The sequence below is a fragment of the uncultured Jannaschia sp. genome (genome assembly GCF_947494055.1).
In the GTDB taxonomy this organism is placed as follows: Bacteria; Pseudomonadota; Alphaproteobacteria; order Rhodobacterales; family Rhodobacteraceae; genus Jannaschia.
In genome coordinates, this window is sequence record NZ_CANLTR010000017.1 from 32,666 (window position 1) to 52,282 (window position 19,617).

19 protein-coding genes are annotated in these 19,617 nt (G+C 70.6%); 7 read left to right on the forward strand and 12 right to left on the reverse strand.

Translation table 11 applies throughout. From position 1 onward, the window contains the following. Nucleotides 1-20: 20 nt before the first annotated feature. Nucleotides 21-1,190, reverse strand: coding sequence for an FAD-dependent oxidoreductase (locus tag Q1A87_RS13995; protein WP_299652381.1), 1,170 nt, complete (start codon nucleotides 1,188-1,190; stop codon nucleotides 21-23). A 339-nt stretch (nucleotides 1,191-1,529) separates the two neighbouring features. Here Q1A87_RS13995 and Q1A87_RS14000 point away from each other — a divergent pair, with 339 nt between their 5' ends. The 6 genes from Q1A87_RS14000 (at nucleotide 1,530) to Q1A87_RS14025 (ending at nucleotide 8,515) form a co-directional block, all read left to right on the forward strand. Beyond that, nucleotides 1,530-2,846 carry an ABC transporter substrate-binding protein gene (locus Q1A87_RS14000; RefSeq protein ID WP_299652383.1) on the forward strand — a complete coding sequence of 439 codons (1,317 nt, stop codon included), beginning with the start codon at nucleotides 1,530-1,532 and terminating at the stop codon, nucleotides 2,844-2,846. Nucleotides 2,847-2,856: 10 nt separating this feature from the next. After that, nucleotides 2,857-3,867, forward strand: coding sequence for a sugar ABC transporter permease (locus Q1A87_RS14005; protein WP_299652385.1), 1,011 nt, complete (start codon nucleotides 2,857-2,859; stop codon nucleotides 3,865-3,867). After that, nucleotides 3,864-4,919, forward strand: coding sequence for a carbohydrate ABC transporter permease (locus tag Q1A87_RS14010; protein ID WP_299652387.1), 1,056 nt, complete (start codon nucleotides 3,864-3,866; stop codon nucleotides 4,917-4,919). The genes Q1A87_RS14005 and Q1A87_RS14010 overlap by 4 nt, the downstream gene beginning before the upstream one ends. A gap of 8 nt (nucleotides 4,920-4,927) precedes the next feature. Next, nucleotides 4,928-5,992, forward strand: coding sequence for a sn-glycerol-3-phosphate ABC transporter ATP-binding protein UgpC (gene ugpC / locus Q1A87_RS14015; RefSeq protein ID WP_299652389.1), 1,065 nt, complete (start codon nucleotides 4,928-4,930; stop codon nucleotides 5,990-5,992). A gap of 64 nt (nucleotides 5,993-6,056) precedes the next feature. Further along, nucleotides 6,057-7,424, forward strand: coding sequence for a hypothetical protein (locus Q1A87_RS14020; RefSeq protein WP_299652391.1), 1,368 nt, complete (start codon nucleotides 6,057-6,059; stop codon nucleotides 7,422-7,424). Next, a complete protein-coding gene (locus Q1A87_RS14025; RefSeq protein WP_299652393.1) occupies nucleotides 7,421-8,515 on the forward strand; it encodes a Gfo/Idh/MocA family oxidoreductase in 1,095 nt (364 codons plus the stop codon). Before Q1A87_RS14020 ends, Q1A87_RS14025 begins: the two co-directional genes overlap by 4 nt. 210 nt (nucleotides 8,516-8,725) lie before the next feature. Here the strand turns inward: Q1A87_RS14025 and repC are convergent, their stop codons facing one another. From repC to Q1A87_RS14050, 5 genes are all read right to left on the reverse strand, one after another. Continuing rightward, the gene (gene repC, locus Q1A87_RS14030; protein WP_299652395.1) at nucleotides 8,726-9,943 is read right to left on the reverse strand and encodes a plasmid replication protein RepC; all 1,218 of its coding nucleotides are present in this window, start codon (nucleotides 9,941-9,943) and stop codon (nucleotides 8,726-8,728) included. A 176-nt stretch (nucleotides 9,944-10,119) separates the two neighbouring features. Continuing rightward, the gene (gene repB, locus Q1A87_RS14035) at nucleotides 10,120-11,133 is read right to left on the reverse strand and encodes a plasmid partitioning protein RepB (protein WP_299652397.1); all 1,014 of its coding nucleotides are present in this window, start codon (nucleotides 11,131-11,133) and stop codon (nucleotides 10,120-10,122) included. Then, nucleotides 11,130-12,338, reverse strand: a complete 1,209-nt coding sequence (gene repA, locus Q1A87_RS14040) for a plasmid partitioning protein RepA (protein ID WP_299652399.1) — start codon at nucleotides 12,336-12,338, stop codon at nucleotides 11,130-11,132. The genes repB and repA overlap by 4 nt, the downstream gene beginning before the upstream one ends. A gap of 174 nt (nucleotides 12,339-12,512) precedes the next feature. Then, nucleotides 12,513-12,917: a type II toxin-antitoxin system VapC family toxin gene (locus Q1A87_RS14045; RefSeq protein ID WP_299652401.1), complete on the reverse strand. Its 405-nt coding sequence runs from the start codon at nucleotides 12,915-12,917 to the stop codon at nucleotides 12,513-12,515. Further along, nucleotides 12,918-13,169, reverse strand: a complete 252-nt coding sequence (locus tag Q1A87_RS14050) for a type II toxin-antitoxin system Phd/YefM family antitoxin (protein ID WP_299652403.1) — start codon at nucleotides 13,167-13,169, stop codon at nucleotides 12,918-12,920. 325 nt (nucleotides 13,170-13,494) lie between these two features. On the opposite strand from Q1A87_RS14050, the gene Q1A87_RS14055 reads away from it, so the two are divergent. Next, the gene (locus Q1A87_RS14055) at nucleotides 13,495-14,880 is read left to right on the forward strand and encodes an aspartate aminotransferase family protein (protein WP_299652405.1); all 1,386 of its coding nucleotides are present in this window, start codon (nucleotides 13,495-13,497) and stop codon (nucleotides 14,878-14,880) included. A gap of 7 nt (nucleotides 14,881-14,887) precedes the next feature. Here Q1A87_RS14055 and Q1A87_RS14060 read toward each other — a convergent pair whose 3' ends face one another. From Q1A87_RS14060 to Q1A87_RS14085, 6 genes are all read right to left on the reverse strand, one after another. Continuing rightward, the gene (locus Q1A87_RS14060) at nucleotides 14,888-16,060 is read right to left on the reverse strand and encodes an acyltransferase family protein (RefSeq protein ID WP_299652407.1); all 1,173 of its coding nucleotides are present in this window, start codon (nucleotides 16,058-16,060) and stop codon (nucleotides 14,888-14,890) included. A 116-nt stretch (nucleotides 16,061-16,176) separates the two neighbouring features. Continuing rightward, on the reverse strand, nucleotides 16,177-16,635 hold the full coding sequence (locus tag Q1A87_RS14065; RefSeq protein ID WP_299652409.1) for a hypothetical protein: 459 nt from the start codon (nucleotides 16,633-16,635) through the stop codon (nucleotides 16,177-16,179). A 4-nt stretch (nucleotides 16,636-16,639) separates the two neighbouring features. After that, a complete protein-coding gene (locus tag Q1A87_RS14070) occupies nucleotides 16,640-17,914 on the reverse strand; it encodes an agmatinase family protein (RefSeq protein ID WP_299652411.1) in 1,275 nt (424 codons plus the stop codon). A gap of 96 nt (nucleotides 17,915-18,010) precedes the next feature. Beyond that, nucleotides 18,011-18,352: a hypothetical protein gene (locus tag Q1A87_RS14075; protein ID WP_299652413.1), complete on the reverse strand. Its 342-nt coding sequence runs from the start codon at nucleotides 18,350-18,352 to the stop codon at nucleotides 18,011-18,013. Next, nucleotides 18,319-18,768 (reverse strand): ATP-binding cassette domain-containing protein, encoded by a 450-nt coding sequence (locus Q1A87_RS14080; protein ID WP_299652442.1) that lies wholly within the window; start codon nucleotides 18,766-18,768, stop codon nucleotides 18,319-18,321. Before Q1A87_RS14080 ends, Q1A87_RS14075 begins: the two co-directional genes overlap by 34 nt. Nucleotides 18,769-18,773: 5 nt before the next feature. Next, nucleotides 18,774-19,580, reverse strand: coding sequence for an ABC transporter permease subunit (locus tag Q1A87_RS14085; RefSeq protein WP_363323003.1), 807 nt, complete (start codon nucleotides 19,578-19,580; stop codon nucleotides 18,774-18,776). Between the last annotated feature and the right edge of the window lie 37 nt (nucleotides 19,581-19,617).

Below are 19,617 nucleotides of genomic sequence, written 5' to 3' on the forward strand. Positions count from 1 at the left end.
GTCTCCGCGGGCCCGGAGGCTCAGACCGCCGTGAGGTCGTAGCCGGCGGCGTCGAGCGCGGCCCGTGTGACCGGTCCCGCCGCCAGCCGCCGGCGCGCCTGCATGTGGGTCCGCGCGTCGTTAACCGTCTCGACCGCGGCCAGCCGGTCGCCGGCGAAGCGGAACACCGCGCCGGCCCCGCGCGGGACGCTGGCGTCGCCGGGCTCGGCCAGGCCCGCGATCTGCAGCTTGGCATCCGCCTGATCGGACCAGAACCAGGGCACGGCGGCATACGGATCCGGGGCGTCCTTCACCAGTCGCTTCGCGATCAGCCGGGCGTGGTCGGTCGCCGCCTGCACGCTCTCCAGCCGCACGGGCCGGCCGGTGGCGGGGTCGGGGAAGACGGCGCAATCGCCCAGGGCGCTGATCGCCGGATCGGCGGTCCGCATCCGCGCATCGACCACGACGCCGTTGTCCACGGGCAGACCGGCCTCGGCCGCGAGCTCCGCGTTCGGCACCACCCCCGCGGCGAGCAGTACGAGGTCCGCCTCGATCCGCGCGCCGCTGCGAAGGATCACGGCCTCCCCCGTCACCTCGACCGCCGGATCGCCGAGATGGACGTCGTTTCCCAGATCGGTGTGCAGCCGCAGGAACCGCGCCGACATCTCCGGCGAGACCACCCGCGCCATCAGCCGCGGCGCCGCCTCGGCGATCGTGACGTCATGGCCGAGCCCGCGCGCGACCGCCGCGAATTCGAGCCCGATGAACCCGCCCCCGATCACCGCGCAGCGTCGCGGCCGGTCCAGCAGGTCGCGCAGGCGGACGGCATCCGCGAGCGTCCGCAGGTCGAGCGCGCGGTCGAGGCCGGGAATGTCCGGCCGCAGGTTGCGCGTGCCGGTGGCGAGGATCAGGTGGTCGTAGGGATGGCGCGCCCCCCCGGCATGGACGGCCCGGCCCGCGCGATCGATCCGCTCGACCCAGGTGCCGGCGACGAGCCGGACGTCCTGCGCCTCGTAGAAGCTCGCCGGACGCAGGCAGAGCCCCTCCGCCGCACCGCCCTTGAGATAGGCCTTGGACAGGGGCGGCCGCTGGTAGGGCAGGCCGTCCTCCGCGCCGATCAGGGTGATCGACCCGTCATGGCCCTCCTGCCGCAGGCTGATCGCCGCCTGCAACCCGCCCTGCCCCGCGCCGACGATGACGATGTCCGTCATCGGACCGGTCCGGTCCGCGGGCGGCCGGTCCCCGCGGCGGCATCGCGCAATCTGCTGTCCATCGTTGCTCCGCTCCCCGGCAGGTACAGGTTCCGCCTGAACACCATGCCGGCCGGCGCAAGGCAACCGACGCCGCGCATCGCCGCCGGGTCGGGGCCGCGCCCGGACGGTCCTCTCCGGCCATGCTCACCCGTCGGCGCCGCGCGTCGGGGCGGCGTCGACGCAAAGGGGGCGACGAATCGATCCCGGGGTCTTTACGGTTGTCGGGGAACGGGTGATTCTGGGGGCCGGGTCGTTTGGCGCGGCGTGTGGGGTTTCGGGACAACGGGGAGAATGACGATGGGGAGGATGACGATGGGGACGATGGTGACGGGGACGATGGTGAGGGGGCGGGGGTGGCTTCTGGCGGCGGCGCTGGCGGGACTGGGTCCGGCGGCGTGGGCGCAGGAGGCGACCGAGCTGCGGATGATGTGGTATTCCGACGGGATCGAGGGGGAGGTGATGGCCGACCTTCTCGCGCGGTTCGAGGCGGAGAACCCCGGGATCGACGTGGTGCTCGACAACGTGGCCTATCAGGTCATCCAGGAGCAGCTGCCGATCCAGCTCGCCTCCGGGCAGGGCCCCGACGTCGCGCGGGTCACCAACCTCAAGGAGCAGGCCGAGCACTGGCTGGACCTGCGGCCCCATCTCGAGGACCCGGCCTACTGGGAGGAGAATTTCGGCGACCGCCTGGACTGGATGCGTCCCGACGGCTCGGACGCGATCCCGGGCTTTCTGACGCAGCTGACGCTGGTGGGCGGGTTCGCCAACAAGACGCTGTTCGACCAGGCCGGGGTGGCGATCCCCGGCCCGGACGCGACCTGGGACGAGTGGGTGGAGGCGTCCCGGCAGGTCGCCGAGGACCAGGGCCTGCCGGCGGCCTTCGCCATCGACCGCTCCGGGCACCGCATCTCCGGGCCGATCGCCTCCTACGGGGGGAACTACATCGGCGCGGACGGCATGCCCGCGCCGATCGACGACGGCACGATGGCCTTCGTCACCCGGCTGGTGGAGTGGACGGAGGCGGGGCTGCAGCTGCCCGACACCTGGGTCTCGGCGGCCGGCACGACCTACCGCTCGGGCGCCGACGACTTCATCAACGCGCAGATCCCGTTCCTGTATTCCGGCTCCTGGCAGGTGGCGAACCTGTCCACCAAGATCGGCGACGCCTTCGACTGGGTCGCCATCGGCTCGCCCTGCGGGCCCGAGGGCTGCTCGGGCCTCGCCGGCGGCGCCGCGCTGGTGGGGATCAAGTACACCGAGCATCCCGAGGAGGTCGCCCGCCTGATGGCGTTCCTCGCGCGCGAGGAGATCGTGAAGGAGTTCTCCGAGCGCACGCTGTTCCTGCCGGCCCATGCCGGGCTGGTGGCGGGCGGCGGGCTGGCGTTCCGGTCCGAGGACCCGAACGTGCCGCCCGCGCTCGACCGCTTCGTGGAGGCCTCGGGCGAGACGGTGGCGATGGCCGACGCGCTGCCGGCGTGGAAATGGGCCAACGCCTATTACGGCGTGCTCGTCACCCGGATCAGCCAGGCGATGGCCGGCGAGATCACGCTCGAGCAGGCGCGGGAGCTGATGGACCGGGACATCGCCGACGCCGTCGCGAACGCAGGGCAGTAGGCCCGCGCGCATGGCCGCCCGCCTGCCGGGGCTCGGCGCCGTCGTCGCGGCGCCCCTCGTCCTCCTCGCCCGCGCCGTCGACCCGCCGCTCCGGTGGTGGCAGCGCGTGGCGGGACAGGGCGGGATGGCGGCCGTGTTCCTGCTGCCGAACCTCGCCATCTTCGGCGTCTTCGTGCTGGTCCCGCTGGCGCTCAACCTGGTCTACTCGACCACGGCGGGGACCGGCATCCTGCTCGGGGGGCGCAGCTTCGTGGGCGCGGCGCAATACGCGCGGCTCCTGGAATGCGGCGACTATCTCGACGCGCTCACCTGCCGCGAAGACATGTTCTGGACGGCGACGGCCAACACCTTCGTCTTCGTCGTCTTCCAGGTCACGACGATGGTGGCCGTCGCCACGATCACCGCGCTGATCCTGAACCGCGAGATCCGCGGCCGCGGCTTCTTCCGCGCGGTGTTCTTCTTCCCGGTCCTGCTGTCGCCGGTCGTCGTCGGCCTGATCTGGCGCTGGATCCTGCAGCGCCAGGGGCTGTTGAACCTCATCATGGTGTCGCTCGGCCTCGACCCGGAGGTCTGGCTCAACGACCGCACCTACGCCTTCGCGGCGACGATCGGGGTGTCGGTCTGGGCGCATATGGGCTTCTACACGCTGATCCTGCTGGCCGGGCTGCAGGCGATCCCGAAGGACCTCTACGAGGCCGCCGAGATGGACGGCACGCCCCCCGCCCGGGTGTTCCGGCGCATCACCCTGCCGCTGCTGGGCCCCAACCTCGCCGTCGTCCTCGTGCTGGCGCTGATCCGCGGGGTGCAGATCTTCGACGAGGTCTACGTGCTCACCGGCGGCGGGCCGGGCACCTCCACCCTCTATCTCACGCAATACATCTACGAGGTCGGCTTCGCCTCGGTGCTGCGCAATCCGGGCCTCGCCGCGGCCGCCTCGATCCTGATGGGCCTCGTCCTCGTCGTCCTGACCCTGTGCCAGCTCCGGCTGTCGCGGCGCGGCGCGGCGCGGGACGCGAAATGAGCCGCGCCCTCGCCTTCCTCACCCGCCGCCGCGGCCATGGCGGGCGCTGGCACTGGACCGACGTGGTCACCTGGGTCTGGCTCCTGGGCGGCACGGTGCTGATGTTCGGCCCCGCGCTCTGGCTCGTGGCGTCGTCCTTCAAGGGCCCGGCGCAGCTCGCCGAGTTCCCGCCGACCCTCCTGCCCTACGCGCAGATCGCCGTCCCGGTGGCGGGCCACGACGCGCCGCTGCCGCTCTACGAGGTGACCGGCCCCGACGGCACGACCCGGCAGCTGGCCGAGATCCGCCGCATCGGCACCAACGCGCAGATGGTCGATCCCGCCGAGCCCGGAACGCGCCTCGACGTCGACATCGCCGCCCGCAGGCCCGTCCGCGAGGTCGGGCTGGCGCTCGACAACTACGTCCGCCCGCTCGTGGCCAACGACTTCCTGCGGTTCCTGTGGAACTCGGTCTTCGTCACGGTGACGGCCACGCTGATCACGCTGCTCACGAACTCGATGGCCGCCTTCGCGCTGTCGAAGTACCGCTTCCGCGGCCGCGACGCGGTGATGCTGCTGATCGTCGCCACGCTGATGGTGCCGCTCTCGGTGATCCTCGTGCCGCTCTACTCGGTGGTGAACGCCACCGGCCTCGTCGACACGCTCTGGGGCGTGATCCTGCCCACCGTGGCCACGCCGACGGGCGTGTTCCTGCTGCGGCAATACATGCTCACCATCCCCGACGAACTGCTGGAGGCCGCGCGGATGGACCACGCCTCGGAGTGGCAGATCTACTGGCGCATCGTGCTGCCGCTCGCCGCCCCCGCGCTCGCCGTCCTCGCCATCTTCTCGGTCGTGTGGCGCTGGAACGACTTCCTGTGGCCGCTCATCGTGCTGTCGCGGCGGGAGACCTACACGCTGCAGGTCGGGCTCAACACCTATGCCGGCGAGCTCAACGTGCAGTGGCACTACATTCTCGCCATGACCGTGGTGACGATGATCCCGGTGGTGCTCGTCTTCGTCTTCCTGCAACGCTTCATCACCACCGGCATCGCCGGCGCCGGGATCAAGTAGGGGGGGCCATGGGCCGCATCGCGCTCCACGACATCCGCAAGCGCTTCGGCGCGACCGAAATCATCCACGGCGTCGACCTCGCGGTCGAGGACGGCGAGCTCGTCGTCTTCGTCGGCCCCTCGGGCTGCGGCAAGTCCACGCTCCTGCGCCTCATCGCCGGGCTCGACCGGCCGAGTTCCGGCACGATCGAGATCGACGGCCGCGACGTCACCCGCCTCTCGGCGGCCGAGCGCGGCCTCGCCATGGTGTTCCAGTCCTACGCCCTCTACCCGCACATGACCGTGCGCCAGAACCTGTCCTTCGGGCTCGAGAACACGAAGATGGCCCGCGACGAGGTCGCCCGCCGCATCGACGCCGCCGCCCGGATGCTCGAGATCGCGCCGCTGCTCGACCGCCGCCCGACCCAGCTCTCCGGCGGGCAGCGCCAGCGCGTCGCCATCGGCCGCGCCATCGTGCGCGAGCCGGCCGCGTTCCTGCTCGACGAGCCGCTGTCGAACCTCGACGCCGAGCTCCGCGTGACGATGCGCGCCGAGCTCGCGCAGCTCCACGCCCGGCTGACCACCACGATGATCCACGTCACCCACGACCAGGTCGAGGCGATGACCCTCGCCGACCGGATCGTCGTGCTCCGCCAGGGCCGGATCGAGCAGGTCGCCACCCCGCTCGACCTCTTCAACCGGCCCGCCAACCTGTTCGTCGCGGGCTTCGTCGGCGCCCCCAACATGAACCTCCTGTCCGCGACCGCCCGGGACGGCCGCGCCGCCCTGCCCGGCGGCCTCGACATCCCCGTGCCGCGGGACGGCCCCTGCACCATCGGCATCCGCCCCCAGCACCTCCACCCCGCCGAACCCGGCGCCCCCGCCCTCGAGGGCCAGGTCACCCTGGTCGAGGCGCTCGGCACCGAAACCGTCCTCCACGCCCGAACCCCCGACGGCACCGCCCTCACCACCGTCGTCCAGGGCCAGTCCCCCCTCCGCCCCGGCCAGACCCTCCGCCTCACCCCCGATCCACACGAAATCCACCGCTTCGATGCAGACGGGCTGAGAATGGACGACCCGGGTGCCGCACGATGAGGCGGGGAACCATGACCGTGGGAAACCGACGCGGCGACGCCCCGCGAACCACCGGAGCCCCGCGATGACCCGGATCGGCCTCCTCCCCCTCGCCCGGCCCACCTTCGACATGCCCTTCGCCGAGGAGAAGCTCGCGGCGATGCTGGAGCGCCTCGACGCACACGGCGCGGCGCTTGTCGGCCCGCGCGTCCCCATCCTCGATGCCGATGCGGCCGCCGCCGCGCTGGCCGAGATCGTGGAGACCGGCTGCGACCGCCTCCTGATCCTGCAGCTGACCTTCACCGATGCCGGCACCGCGGCCGCCGCCGCCGCAACCGGCCTGCCGCTGTCGATCTGGGCCGTGCCCGAGCCGCGCAGCGGCGGGCGGCTCCGCCTCAACGCCTTCTGCGGGCTGAACCTCGCGAGCCACGCCCTGTCGCTGCGCGGAACGGCCTTCGCCTGGGCCTACGGCGACCCCGACGGCCTGCCCGACGATTCGCTGGACGCGCTTCTCGACGGCACCCGCCTCGCGGGACGGCTCGACGGCGCGCCCCCGGCGGGCCCGTCCGACGCGCCCCCCCGCCCCTTCCGGATCGCCCGGATCGGCGCGCATCCCGACGGGTTCGATACCTGCGCCTACGACCCCGCCCGGCTGCGCGCGCTGACCGGGACGGAGGTGGACGAGATCGCGCTCGCGACCCTGTTCGACACGGCAGGCTGCGTGCCGGAGGCGGAGACCGCCGGCCTCCGGACCCGCGCGGGACGCGAGCTCGCCGGGCTCGACGATGTCGATGCGGGCGAGCTCGACCGGTCCCTCCGCCTCAAGGCGGCGCTCTCGCGGTTGCGGACGGAAGGCGGCTACGACGCCTTCGCGATCCGCTGCTGGCCGGAATGCTTCACCGAATACGGCGGCGCGGTCTGCGGCCCCGTGGCGATGATGGCCGAGGACGGTACGCCCTGCGCCTGCGAGGCCGACGTCTACGGCGCGCTGAGCCAGCTCGTCCTCGGAGAGGCTGCGCAGGCGCCGGTCTTCCTCACCGACCTCGTGGACATGGATGCAGAGGACGACAGCGCCGTGCTCTGGCATTGCGGCCAGGCGCCGCTCTCGATGCGCGACCCGGACGCCCCGGCCCGGGCCGCGATCCATTCCAATCGCCGGATGCCCCTGCTCTACCAGTTCCCGCTGAAGCCCGGCCGCGTGACCCTGATGCGCGTCAGCCAGTCCCACGACCAACCGAAGATGATCCTCGCCGGCGCGGAGATGCTGGCACGCCCCCTCGCCTTCTCCGGCACCTCCGGTGTCCTGCGCTTCGACCGTCCCGTCGCCAGCCTCCTGCCCGACCTGATCGCCGCGGGCACGGAGCATCACATGGCGCTGGCCTACGGCGACCACCAACCGGCCCTGCGACGACGCGCGGCGGCGCTCGGCCTGCCGCTTCTGGAACTCACATGACCATACGCTACGGACTCATCGGCGCCGGCATGATGGGACAGGAACATATACGGAACATCGCCCTGCTCGACGGCGTCGCGATCACCGCCATCGCCGACCCCGACGACACGATGCGCGACGCCGCCCGACAGCTTCAGGGCGGCATCGCGCGCGCCTTCGCGGATTGGCGCGACATGCTGTCGGCCGATCTCTGCGACGCCTACGTCATCGCCTCGCCGAATGACGCCCATTACGAAACACTGCAAATGCTCCTTCGCGTCGAGAAGCCGATACTCTGCGAGAAGCCGCTTTGCACCACGCTCGATCATTGCCGCGAGATCGCCGCGCTGCAGGCCACGCGGCGCGCCCCGCTCTTGGTCGGGATGGAATACCGCTACATGCCTCCGGTCCAGCGTCTGCTGGACACCGTGCAGGCCGGAACCATCGGCCGCCCGATCATGCTCTCGATCCGGGAGCACCGCTTTCCGTTCCTGCCGAAGGTCGGCGGGTGGAACCGCTTCGCGCGGCGCACCGGCGGGACGCTCGTCGAGAAGTGCTGCCATTTTTGGGACCTCATGCGCCTGATGCTCCGAAGCGATCCGATCCGCGTCTACGCCTCTGCGGGTTGCGACATCAATCACCTCGACCGAATCTACGAGGGCGAGAGTTCGGACATGACCGACAACGCCTTCGTCATCCTGGATTTCGCCAACGGTACGCGCGGAATGCTCGACCTCTGCATGTTCGCCGAGGGCTCCCGCTGGCAGGAGGTCATCACCCTCACCGGACCCAAGGGCAGCGTCGAGGCCCGCATCCCGGGCCCGCCCCGTTTCTTCCGTGGCGAATTGCCGGAATCCGAGGTCGCGCTCTCGGACCGCGCATCCGGCATCGAGCGTGTGTCCACTATCCCAATCGATCCCGCCATCCTCGCCGCCGGCGATCACCACGGCGCGACCTACTACCAACACGTCCGGTTCGCCGACCTGGTTCGCCGGGGTCATGGTCCAGCTGAGGTCGATGCGTCGGACGGCGTCTGGTCCGTCCTTGTCGGCGCCGCGGCCGAGGAATCGGCGCGAACTGGGCGTGCCATCGAACTCGTACCTCTCGGCTAGTTCTCGCATACGTCACGGAAGCAAGCGTGCTCGTGCAAGTGCCACAGTAAGTGAGCCGTCCGTGACCCCCCGAGAGCAATGCGTCAGCTACACGCGCTTATCTACATGTTGCTTTTCGACTTTCTGAAAACCTGGCGGACAGTAGCCGCTGGCAGAAAATAGATACCGGCATCTGTCGTTCACAGCTGAGAACTTAGGTGGTTCCTAGGTTCACAGCTGTGAACCTGACAGATATTCCGAGTTCGAGCTTCTTCGCATTAGAGAAAGGATATCCGAGGATTTACGCCGAACCTGCGAGGTCAGTGCAGTGAAATATGCATTCGGAGATGCGATATGTGCAAAGCGTTGAAGGACGATGGCGACCACGACCGAAGCGCGTTGGAGTCCGATTGCTTTTATTGCTCGGTCCCAAGCATGCATCGATATGCCTGTCATTGGTCGGATGATTGAAGCTAGTCGCGTTACTTCGTTCCAATTGCGGATCGGGGTTGGACTATACGTCTGCAGTTCGGAGCAGCTCGCGAGAAGTGACTGTAGCGTCATATCGCAGTCCGGTCGGCTTCTGGCGGAAGGTATATTCTCCGACCTGATTACTGCTTGAACATGGCGATCGTCATGATCCGATCGGTTCAGGCTGGACGGATCGCCTATCTTATATTCTTCTTCTTTGGATTCCTGTTTGTGCTGCTCATTCTGGTCGTCGGAGGTGCTCGGGTCCGTACGGTGCAGGGCGTCGTGGATATGGGCAAGCGACGCGTTCAGGCTGTCGATGATCTCTTGTAGTTGGGTCGAGGATAGACGACGGCGGATGTGCTGCGCGGCAGTGCGGGCTTGGTTTGCCAGTCGGTCCCAGACGTTGCGGTCGGAAGCGTTGGTTCGGCCGTAGCTCGCGAGGTTGGCTAGGTCGCGGCACATGAGGCTTGCCGTGTGGCGGGCTTGATTGGCCGCTTCGGTTTCCGCGCGGGCGGCACCGGCGGCGGTTTCGATCTCGTCGAAACGGCGGGTGAGGGGGGTGAGGTCGAGGCCGAAGACGTCGGGGCCGTCGGCGTTGCGTCGGACGTAGCGCTTGCCGTTGGGGCTGTCGCGGCGAAGGATCAGGCCGGCCTCGACCAGATGCGCGACGTGGCGGCGCATGGTGGAGCAGGGCATGCCGTTCAGACGCTCGCAGATCGCGGCGTTCGAGGCGTGGACGATGTGGCCGGCAGGGCTTTCGCCCAGGCGGTCGCCCTTGTGGAAGCTTAGGAGGGCCTGCAGGACGGTCAGGGTCCGGTCGGACAGGCCTAGTCCCTTGCGGGCGGCGCGGAGCGCGTGGAGCACGGCCCATTTGTCGACCGGCGCGGATTTGGCGGACGTGTCGGTGATGTCCCGACGGCGCAGCATCGCGGCGTCGACCGCCCGTCGGAACGGGGTCACGGGGTTGTAGCCCATATCGATATGTCACGAAGACAAAACTTCTTCGGGCCGCGAATCACGAGGGACTTGCGGAAGGGGAACGGGATCGCTACCTTGAAAGTGCGAAAGACAAGGTTGGGTCTCGTGGAGCTTCGGCTTTGCGGGGCCCGATTTCGTTTCGGCTCTGGCGTGCCTCCTTGGTTGGGTTCGGTTCAGTCTTCGGCGCGCCGCGTCCAGCGGGCGTGAAGGTCGGTAAGGATCGTCTGCGCCTCGGCTTCGAGCCAGTCCGCGAAGGGACCGTTCTCCACGTCGAGCCGCAGCGCGGTGTCGGAACGTTGCAGGGTCGCCGCGCGTTTCCCCTGTAGTTTCAATGACTTGATCTGTTTCTTCGGCGTCCGGACGGGGCGCTTTGCCGGCCGTGTCACGGCGCGGAAGACCGCCTCGAAGGCCGCGCCGGACGGGTCGGGCGCGTCGGCGACCGCGCCGGAAAGGGCAGGGGCCACGGCGATGTCGGTCTGCACCCGCTCGGCCAGGTCGATGAGCCCGGCCCGGTCCGCGCCGGTCTCGGCGACCGCGCGGCCGAGCGCGTCCCAGCGGGGCCGGCCGATCCCGTGGGCCGGGCCGATCGCCTGCGCGAGATCGGGGCCGACCATCTCGAGGATGGTCAGCGCCATCGAGATCGCGGATTTCGCGACGGTCAGCACCTCGGCCACCTCGGTCTGGGTGCCGAAGCCCGAGCGGACGAGCTCCCGTGCGAACAAGGCCTTCTCGATGAAGGACAGGTCGCGCCGGGCCATGTTCTCGGAGACCTGCGCACGCACGGCGGCGTCGTCGTCGAGGCTGGCCACGAGGGCGCGGACCTTCGTCACCTTGTCGGAGGAGCGCACCGCCTCCAGCCGGCGGCGGCCGTAGACAAGAAGGTAGCGGTCCGCGTCGCTGGGGTGACGGCGCACCAGGATCGGGACGACCTGTCCGTTGGCCTCGATCGCGTCGCGCAGATCGGCGACGTCCTCGGGCTCCAGCCGGTCGGCGATGCGGTCGTCGACGATGGCGTAGGGGTCGAGATCCCAGACCCGGTGGGCGTCCACCGCGTCGCGCGCCGAGCGCAGCGCACGGTTGGAGGCGGCCATCGCCCCCGGCGCCGCGGCCTCGGGGGCGGGCAGGGGGCTACCGGCGGCGGCGAGGCCGTCGAGCATCGACATCCGGCGCTTCCTGCTGTCGCTCATGACCCCTTCCTCGGGTCCGGCGTCCGGCCCCAGGTCCGCTGGATGAGCTGCGCGATCTCGTCGTTGACGGCGTTCAGGCTCTCCATCGCGCGGTCGTAGGTGGACCGGGTGAAGGCGCTGCGCTCCACCTCGTAGAGCGTCTGCTTGGTGAGGCCGGCATCGGAGATGGCGGTGGATTTCAGCATCGTCGCGTTCAGCACCTTCTCGCCGTACATCGTGCGCAGGAAGGCGACGATGCGGTTTTGCGGCGCGTCCGTCGGCTCGTAGCGGGTGAGCAGGTAGCGGATCCAGTCGTGCGACATGTCCGCCCCGCTCTCGGCGATGACGTCCATCAGGTCGGCGGTCATGCGCAGGAATTGCGACATCGACATCACGTCGAGCATCTCGGGGTGGATCGTCACCAGCACGCCGGTCGCCGCCGAGAGGGCCGACATGGTGAGGAAGCCCAGCTGCGGCGGGCAGTCGATCACCACCACGTCGTAATCGGCATCGACCTGCGCCAGCGCCTCGCGGACGCGGAAGAAGAACAGCCCGGCCTCGTTCCGGGCCAGCGCGCGTGGGGTGTCGTGCTCGAAATCCATCAGGTCGAGATTGCCGGGCACGAGGTCGAGATTCGGGATGTAGGTCGGCCGGATCACGTCGCGGATCGGCAGCGGATCCTCGTAGCGGATCGCGTCGTAGAGCGTGCCGCCGTCGCGCAGGTCGAATTCGGGCTGCACCCCGTGCAGCGCGGTGAAGGAGGCCTGCGGGTCGAGGTCGATGCCGAGGACGCGGTAGCCGGTGAGCGCCAGACGCTGCGCCAGATGCGCCGAGGAGGTGGTCTTGCCGGACCCGCCCTTGAAGTTCATCACCGCGACGATCTGCAGGTGGTCGCCCTCGCGGCGGCCGGGCAGGTAGTCGCCGGGGCGGCGCGCGGTCTTCTCGAGCAGCACGCGGAGCGCCTGGACGTCGCCCGCGGAGTAGAGGCGCCGGTTGCCGGCCGTGGTCTCGGGGGAGGGGCCCTTGCCCTCGAGGTGCAGCTTGCGCAGGTAGCTGTCGTTGACGCCGAGGAGCGCGGCGGCCTCGCCGGAGGTGAAGCGGCGCATCTGCTTGGTGGCGTCGGGGGGGAACAGGCTCTCGCGCTGGTTGTGGAGCTGCGCGGCGAGCCATTCGGAATGCTGTCGGATGACCGCGTTCAGGTCGTCCTGTTGGAACGTGACGTTCATCTGCCTCTCCGCCGCCGCGACCCGGCCCAGATGAGGGGGACGTGATCACGGTATCTCGCGTTTACCCGCGTATTTCCGTGATTGATGGCAGAGGCGGTGGATTCGCGCAACCGCTTTCGTGCGGGGGCCGGGTTGGCGAGGTTCGACAGGGGCCGCCCGGCCGGGCGGAATGGTTCAGACGCCGGGGTCGAGCACGGGCGCGCCCGTCGGTTCGTGGTGGCGCAGATTGCGCGTGACCACCGTCAGCCCGTGGGTGAGCGCCGTGGCGGCGATCATCAGGTCGGCGGAGGCGTGGCCCAGGCGCGCGGAGAGGTCGCCCCAGAGCGCGGCCTCGTCCGGGCCGAAGGGGAGGATGCGGCTGTCGTAGTCGCGGCGCAGGGTGGCGAACCACGCGTCGAGTTCGGCGGCGAAGACCGTGTCGCGCGGGCGCTGCAGGGCGATGCCGCGGGCGATCTCGCCGATGGTGACGGCGCTGAGCCAGAGGTCGCGGTCGGCCACGCCGTCGAACCAGCGCGCGACCCTCGGGTTGCGGTCGGGGCGGCGCAGGAGCGAGAGCACGTCGGTGTCGAGGAGATACACCTAGAGGTCGACGTCGCGCGGCTCGATCGGGGCGCGGGGGAAGGGGTCCTCGGCGCCGGGCCGGTCGGGCAGGGCGGCCAGATGCGCGCGCAGTCCGGCGGCGCGGGAAGCGGCCTCGGTCGCGCGCCATTGCTCGGCGGCGACGACGACGACGGCGGGGCGGCCGCGGCGCGTCACCTCCTGCGGCGTGCCGGCAAGCGCGGCGTCCACGACCGCGCTGAACCGGGCCTTGGCGTCCTGTAGCGACCACATGGGCGATCCTCCCTGACCAGTTGCCTAGTCAGATAGCGCGGCGGGGGCGGCGGCGCAAGCCTGGGGTGAAGGGGTCATGTGCCGCGGCGCGCAGGGATCGGCGGGGCGCGGGCGGGACCCCGATCCACGCGGGGGGTCGGACGACGCCTGTCCTATCCGTTCGCTTTGTGCGAGAGGGTGGGCACAGGTCGAGGCAGAGGGTTCGACGGATGAGGCCCCGTTTCCGCGAGGACGATCACCGGACCCCGCCGGTCCCGCCCCCGGATCGCGGGACCGCTGCCACGCCCGGCCCGTCCCGTCCGAACGCAACCTCACGGAGCTTTCCATGACCAAGATGTCCAATTCCCTCGTCGCCTCGGACATGGCGCATTCGATGCATCCCTACACCAACATGCGCGCGCACGAGCGCGACGGGCCGATGATCATCGCCCGCGGCGACGGCGTGCATGTCTACGATGCGGGCGGCAAGGAATACATCGAGGGGATGGCCGGGCTCTGGTCGGTGGCGCTCGGCTTCTCCGAGCCGCGCCTGCGGGAGGCGGCGATGCGGCAGATGGAGGCGCTGCCCTACTACCACAGCTTCGCCCACAAGGCGCACGAGCCGGCGATCCTGCTGGCCGAGAAGCTGGCCGAGATGTCGCCGGGCGACCTGAACCGGGTGTTCTTCACCAATTCGGGCTCCGAGGCCAACGACACCGTCGTCAAGATGGTCTGGTTCATGAACAACGCGCTCGGCCGGCCCGAGAAGAAGAAGTTCCTCGCGCGAAACCGGGGCTATCACGGGATCACCATCGCGTCGGGCTCGCTGACCGGGCTGCCGTCGAACCACCGCGATTTCGACCTGCCGGCGATCCCGGTCACCCACCTGACCACCCCGCATCACTGGCGCGAGGGGCATGACGGCGAGGACGAGGCCGCCTTCACGGCGCGGCTTCTGAAGGAGGCCGAGGACACGATCCTCGCCGAGGGGCCCGAGACCATCGCGGCCTTCATCGGCGAGCCGGTGATCGGCGCGGGGGGCGTGATGACCCCGCCCGAGGGCTACTGGCCCGGCATCGCCGCGCTCTGCCGGAAACACGACATCCTGCTGGTCTCCGACGAGGTGATCAACGGGTTCGGGCGGCTCGGCACGACCTTCGGCTGCGAGCGCTACGACTTCGTGCCCGACATCATGGTGACCTCGAAGCAGCTCACCTCCTCCTACATGCCGCTGGCCGCGATCATGGTCTCCGACCGGGTCTACGACGCCATCGCCGACAACACCGACCGGATCGGCACGTTCGGCCACGGCTTCACCGGATCGGGGCATCCGGTCACGACCGCGGTCGGGCTCGAGAACCTGGCGATCATGCAGGAGCGCGACCTGATCGGGAACGCCGCGCGGCTGGGGCCGGTCCTGCAGGCGGGCCTGCGCGAACGGCTGGCCGACAACCCGCTGGTCGGCGAGGTTCGGGGCGTGGGTCTCATCGCCGGGGCCGAGCTGGTGGCCGACCGCGCGGCGAAGGCGTCCTTCGATCCGAAGCTCGGCGTGCCGGCCCGGGTCGCGCGGCTCGCGCAGGAGGCGGGGCTGATCTGCCGGCCGGTCTACGACACGGTCTGCCTCTGCCCGCCGATGATCGTGAGCGAGGCGGATATCGGCCGCATCCTCGACCGCTTCTGCGGCGCCTTCGACGCGGCGGCGGACTGGGCCCGCGGGGAAGGCCTCGTCTGACCAATCGTCACGGGGCGGCCCCGCCGTCGGGCCGGGCGAGGGGCGGCCGCCCCCGGACGGGCCCGCCGGTGAGCCAGTTCAGGACCGGGCGGCGGGCGAGGAGCCGGTAGCCCGCCCAGGACAGGGCGTAGGTGGCGATGGCGAGCAGCAGGAACTCCAGGCCCCAGGGCCAGGGGACCTGCGCGAGCAGCGCGAGGCCCAGGATCGTCACGGGGAAGTGGAACACGTAGATCGGGAACACCGCGGGCGAGAGGGTGCGGAGGCGTGGCCCGTCGCGGTTCAGGTAGCGCGCCGCGAGCCCGAGCGCGGCGAGCGCCCAGGCCCAGGCATCCAGCCCCTCGACGGCCGCGAAGGCCGCGCCGGTCGCGCCGTAGGCCGGCAGGAGCCCCGCCGCCGCCCATCCCCCGGAGGCCAGCGCGGCGGCGCGCGCCTCGGAGACCTGGAGCGCGGCCCCGATCATCGCGACCTCCGCCGCGAAGAGGACGACGCCCGCCGCGACGATCAACCCGACGCGGCGGGCGGCCCAGTCGAGGATCGCCCGGTGCTCCGCCCCGATCAGGTAGCCTGACAGGTAGAGCCCGCCATACCACCAGAACTGGTAGCCGTTCCCGGCCAGCGCCGCGCCCCAGGGCTTGGCGCCGATCGCGATGGCGGTGGTGGCGAGGACGAGCGCCGCGAGGCCCGGCAAGGCGGGGAACCGCAGGCGCGGCCGCGCGAGATAGAGCGGCCAGGCCAGGAGCGTGTAGAGCGCGAGGCTGGCGAGGAACCACAGATGCATGATGTTGCGCGGCACGTAGGGCACGAGCGGCAGGCCGGTCGCGACGAAGGCGAAGCGCGCCTCGCCGGTCATGCGCGCGATCGCCTCGCCCGCGATCGGGTTGAGCAGCAGCGTCCCGGCGAGGAGCGGCAGGGCGAGGCGGGCGACGCGCCGGCCCACGATCCGGGGCCCGGCGCCGCGGGCGGTGGCGAACCACGTGGCGATGCCCGCGATCAGGAACAGCGTCGGCAGCCGCCAGGTGTGGCTCCAGTAGACGGCGAGGTCGACGGCCGGCCCGCCGAGCCGGTCGTTGGCGAAGCCGTAGACCGAGGCGCCGAACGAGGCGAAGCCGACGGCGGTATGGTGCAGCACCAGCAGCCCGAAGAGCAGCACGCGAAGCCAGTCGAGATCGTGTCGCCGCATCGCCGCCTCCGGTCCGTGCCCACCGCGATCCGGTGGGTGCGGGGACAGGATGCCGGAAAATGCCCGGCGCGCCTAGCGCGCGGGTCCGGCCTCCGGGGACGACGGTCGGTCCGGCCCTACCGCTCGACCTCCGCCTTCCGCGTCGCGAGGACGTCGCGCAGGTCGAGCACCGACCGTTCGTCCATCGAGACGTAGACCAGCGCCATGTTGGTGCGCGCGCGGACCATCTCGCCGGGAAACGGGAGATAGGACAATTCGCGCGAGCCGAAGGACGGGGAGGCGGTGCCTACCTGCCACTCGGTCTTCAGCTCCACGTCCACGAGCTTGAGCGCCTTCGCCCCCGCCGTGCCGGGCCGCTCGAAGGGCACGCCGGCGAGCCTGAGATAGCTGGTCTTGTCCTTCGCCTGCAGGAAGCCGTCGACGAATTGCGCGGCGAGGACCTGCAGGTCGGCGGCCGCGTCCTCGGCCTGCACGTGGCTGTGCAGGTGGTCGGCGGCGCCGGGCGGGTTGTGGTCGTGCGGGTGGTGGGCGTGGCCGTGCGGCCCGTGGGGGTGCGGCGCGTGATCGTGCGGCATGGTCTCACCCGATCCCGTGGGGTGCGGGGTTCGACCACCGCTTGCCCTCGAACTCGCCGTGCGGGATGCGCACCGGCTTGTCGATATGCCGGCGATGCGCGCCGAGCTTGCCGCTGGCGACGAGCGAGCCCAGCACGTCGACGATCACCCGCGTGCCCATCAGCGCGGTGATGTCCGAGGTGTCGTAGGGCGGGCTGACCTCGACAAGCTCCATGCCGCAGATACCCTCGGCCGCGACCTTGGAGGCCAGCGCCAGCGCCTCGCGCGGGAGGAACCCGCCCGGCTCGGGCCAGCCGGTGCCGGGGACGAAGCCGCAATCGATGGAGTCGATGTCGAAGGAGAGGTAGACCATGTCGACCCCGTCCCAAGCCATTTCCAGCGCCATCTCGGCGGTGCGGTCGATGCCCATCGCCTCCATGTCGGCCATGGTGATGATGTTCGTCTCCCGCTCGCGGGCGGTCTTCACCGCGTCGCGCGGGACCTGCCAGCCGCCGATGCCGACCTGCACGAGGTTCCTGGGCGAGACGTTGGGCAGGTTCGTGGCGTGAAACCACGGGGTCGTGTGCATCCGCTCGTCGAGATCCTTCTCCTGGATGTCGGCGTGGCGATCGAAATGGACGATGCCGATCTTCTTGGACGTGCATTCGGCGATGCCGCGCAGGCAGGGAAAGCCGATCGAATGGTCGCCGCCGATCATGATCGGCAGCGAGCCGGAGGAGAAGACGTGGCTGACCGCGCGGCTGATCTGGTCGAAGCTCTTCTCGATGTTGGCGGGGATGGTGAAGACGTCGCCCGCGTCGCAGAGCGTCATCTGCTCGCGCAGGTCGACGCCGATCTCGTAGTTGTAGGGCGTGTAGAGCGCGCTGATCTTGCGCAGGCCCTGCGGGCCGAACCGCGTGCCGGCGCGGTAGGTCGTGCCGCCGTCGAAGGGGATGCCCAGCACCGTGGCGTCGTAATGCGCGACCTCGGTCACGTCTTCGGCGTAGGGGGCCTTCAGGAACGTGTTGATCCCCGCGTAATGGGGCAGCTCGCCGCGCGCGAAGGTGGGAATGTCGCGGTCCTCGATGCTGTCGGCCCCGGTCAGGCCCATGCGGAGCGCCCAGCGGCGTTCCTCGGCCCAGCGGGCGCCGGGGATCTCGCCCTCCTTCTGCATCGCCTTCCAGCCGCCGAGCCTGGTCAGGTCGGGGTGATGCGGGCGGCGGTCCCGGCCGGCATGGCGGCGGGCGAGGGCGCGGGGATGGCGCGCGCGGACCTCGGCGCGGTGAAGGTCAGAGAACATCGCTGTCTCCCTCTTGGCTGCCCCGGTCGGGGCGCGGTCGATCCGGGCCTTGGCAAACCTCGCGCGCGGGGCCCGGCGGCGCGCGCGAGGGTCGGGTCATCCCGCCGCGAGCGTCGGGTAGCGGTCGAGGATGTGCTGGAACGGCACGCCGCGGTCGCGGGCGTCGAAATCGTAGGTGACGGTCGCCCCGTACGCCTCGGGGAAGTCCGGGTCCCAGCGGACCTTGTCGAAGACGAGGACGCGGTCGCCGAGCTTGAAGCCCTCGGCGAGGTCGTGGGTGACCATGAACACGGTCATCGCCGTCTCCGCACGCAGCTCGGTCAGGAAGTCGTGCATCGCCAGCCGCGTGCCGGGGTCGAGCGCGCCGAACGGCTCGTCGAGGAGCAGGACGCGCGGCCGGGCCGTCAGCGCCTGGCCGATGGCGAGGCGCTGCTGCATGCGCCCGACAGCGTGGCGGGATACTGCGCCGCGACATGCGCGAGGCCGATCCGGGCGAGGGTCGCGTCGGCCCGTTCGCGGGCGGCGCGGAGCCTGCCGCCGAAGAAGCGCCCGAGCCCGGTGGCGAAGCTCTCGGCGGCGACGACGTTGTCGCGGACGGTCATGTGCGGGAACACCGAGTAGCGCTGGAACACCACGCCCCGCTCGCGCCCCGGCTCCCGCGCGGGCGGGCCGCCGTCGATGCGGATCTCGCCGCGGCTGGGCGTCTCGTCGGCGAGCAGCAGGCGCAGGAAGGTGGACTTGCCGCAGCCGGACGCGCCGACGATCGAGACGAACGCGCCCTCGGCCACGTCGAGATTGACCCGCTCGATGATCGAGCGGCCGCCGTAGCTCTGCCAGACGTCGGTGACGGTCACGAAGCTCAAAGGCCCGCGCCGAGCCAGGGGAAGGCGCGCCGGGACAGCGCCCGCAGCGCGCCGTCGATCAGGAAGGCCAGGAGCGTGATCCAGATGACGTAGGTCAGGATCACGTCCATCGCGAGATAGCGGCGGACGAGGAAGATGCGGTAGCCCAGCCCGCTGTCGGCCGCGACCGCCTCCGCCGCGATGAGGAACAGCCAGGCCGCGCCGAGCGAGAGGCGGATCGCCGCGATCAGGCGCGGCAGGATCTGCGGGATCACGACGCGCAGGGCGATGACCGCGCTCGAGGCGCCGAGCGTCTGCGCCTTGACGATCTCCTCGTGCGGGATGTCGAGCGTGCGCTGCGCGATGTCGCGGATCAGGAACGGCGCGATGCCGACGACGATCAGCACGACCTTCGAGGTCTCGCCCAGGCCGAAGACGATGAAGAGGATCGGCAGGAGCGCCAGCGGCGGAACCATCGACAGCACCGCCACGAAGCCCGAGAACGCGCGCCGGGCGTAGGGCAGCATCCCGATCGGAACGCCGGTCGCCAGCGCGAGCACGGCGGCGATCGCGACGCCGAGGCCGAGCCGCCGCAAGCTCGCCCAGGTGTCCGACCAGAGCAGGATCTCGCCCGAGCGGCGGTCCCCCTCGGTGAAGAGGCGCAACGCCGTGGTGCCGATCGTGGCGGGCGCGGGCAGGAGCTTGTCGGCGGGGTTCGCGGCGAGCCGGATGTCGGAGGCGATCGCATAGGCCACGAGGACCGCCACGAAGGGCAGGGCGGCCAGCAGGATCGCCACAGGCCGCGCGGGCCGTCTGTTGATCATCCGCATCGCCAAAGCCTCGCGGTCGCAGCCGGATCGC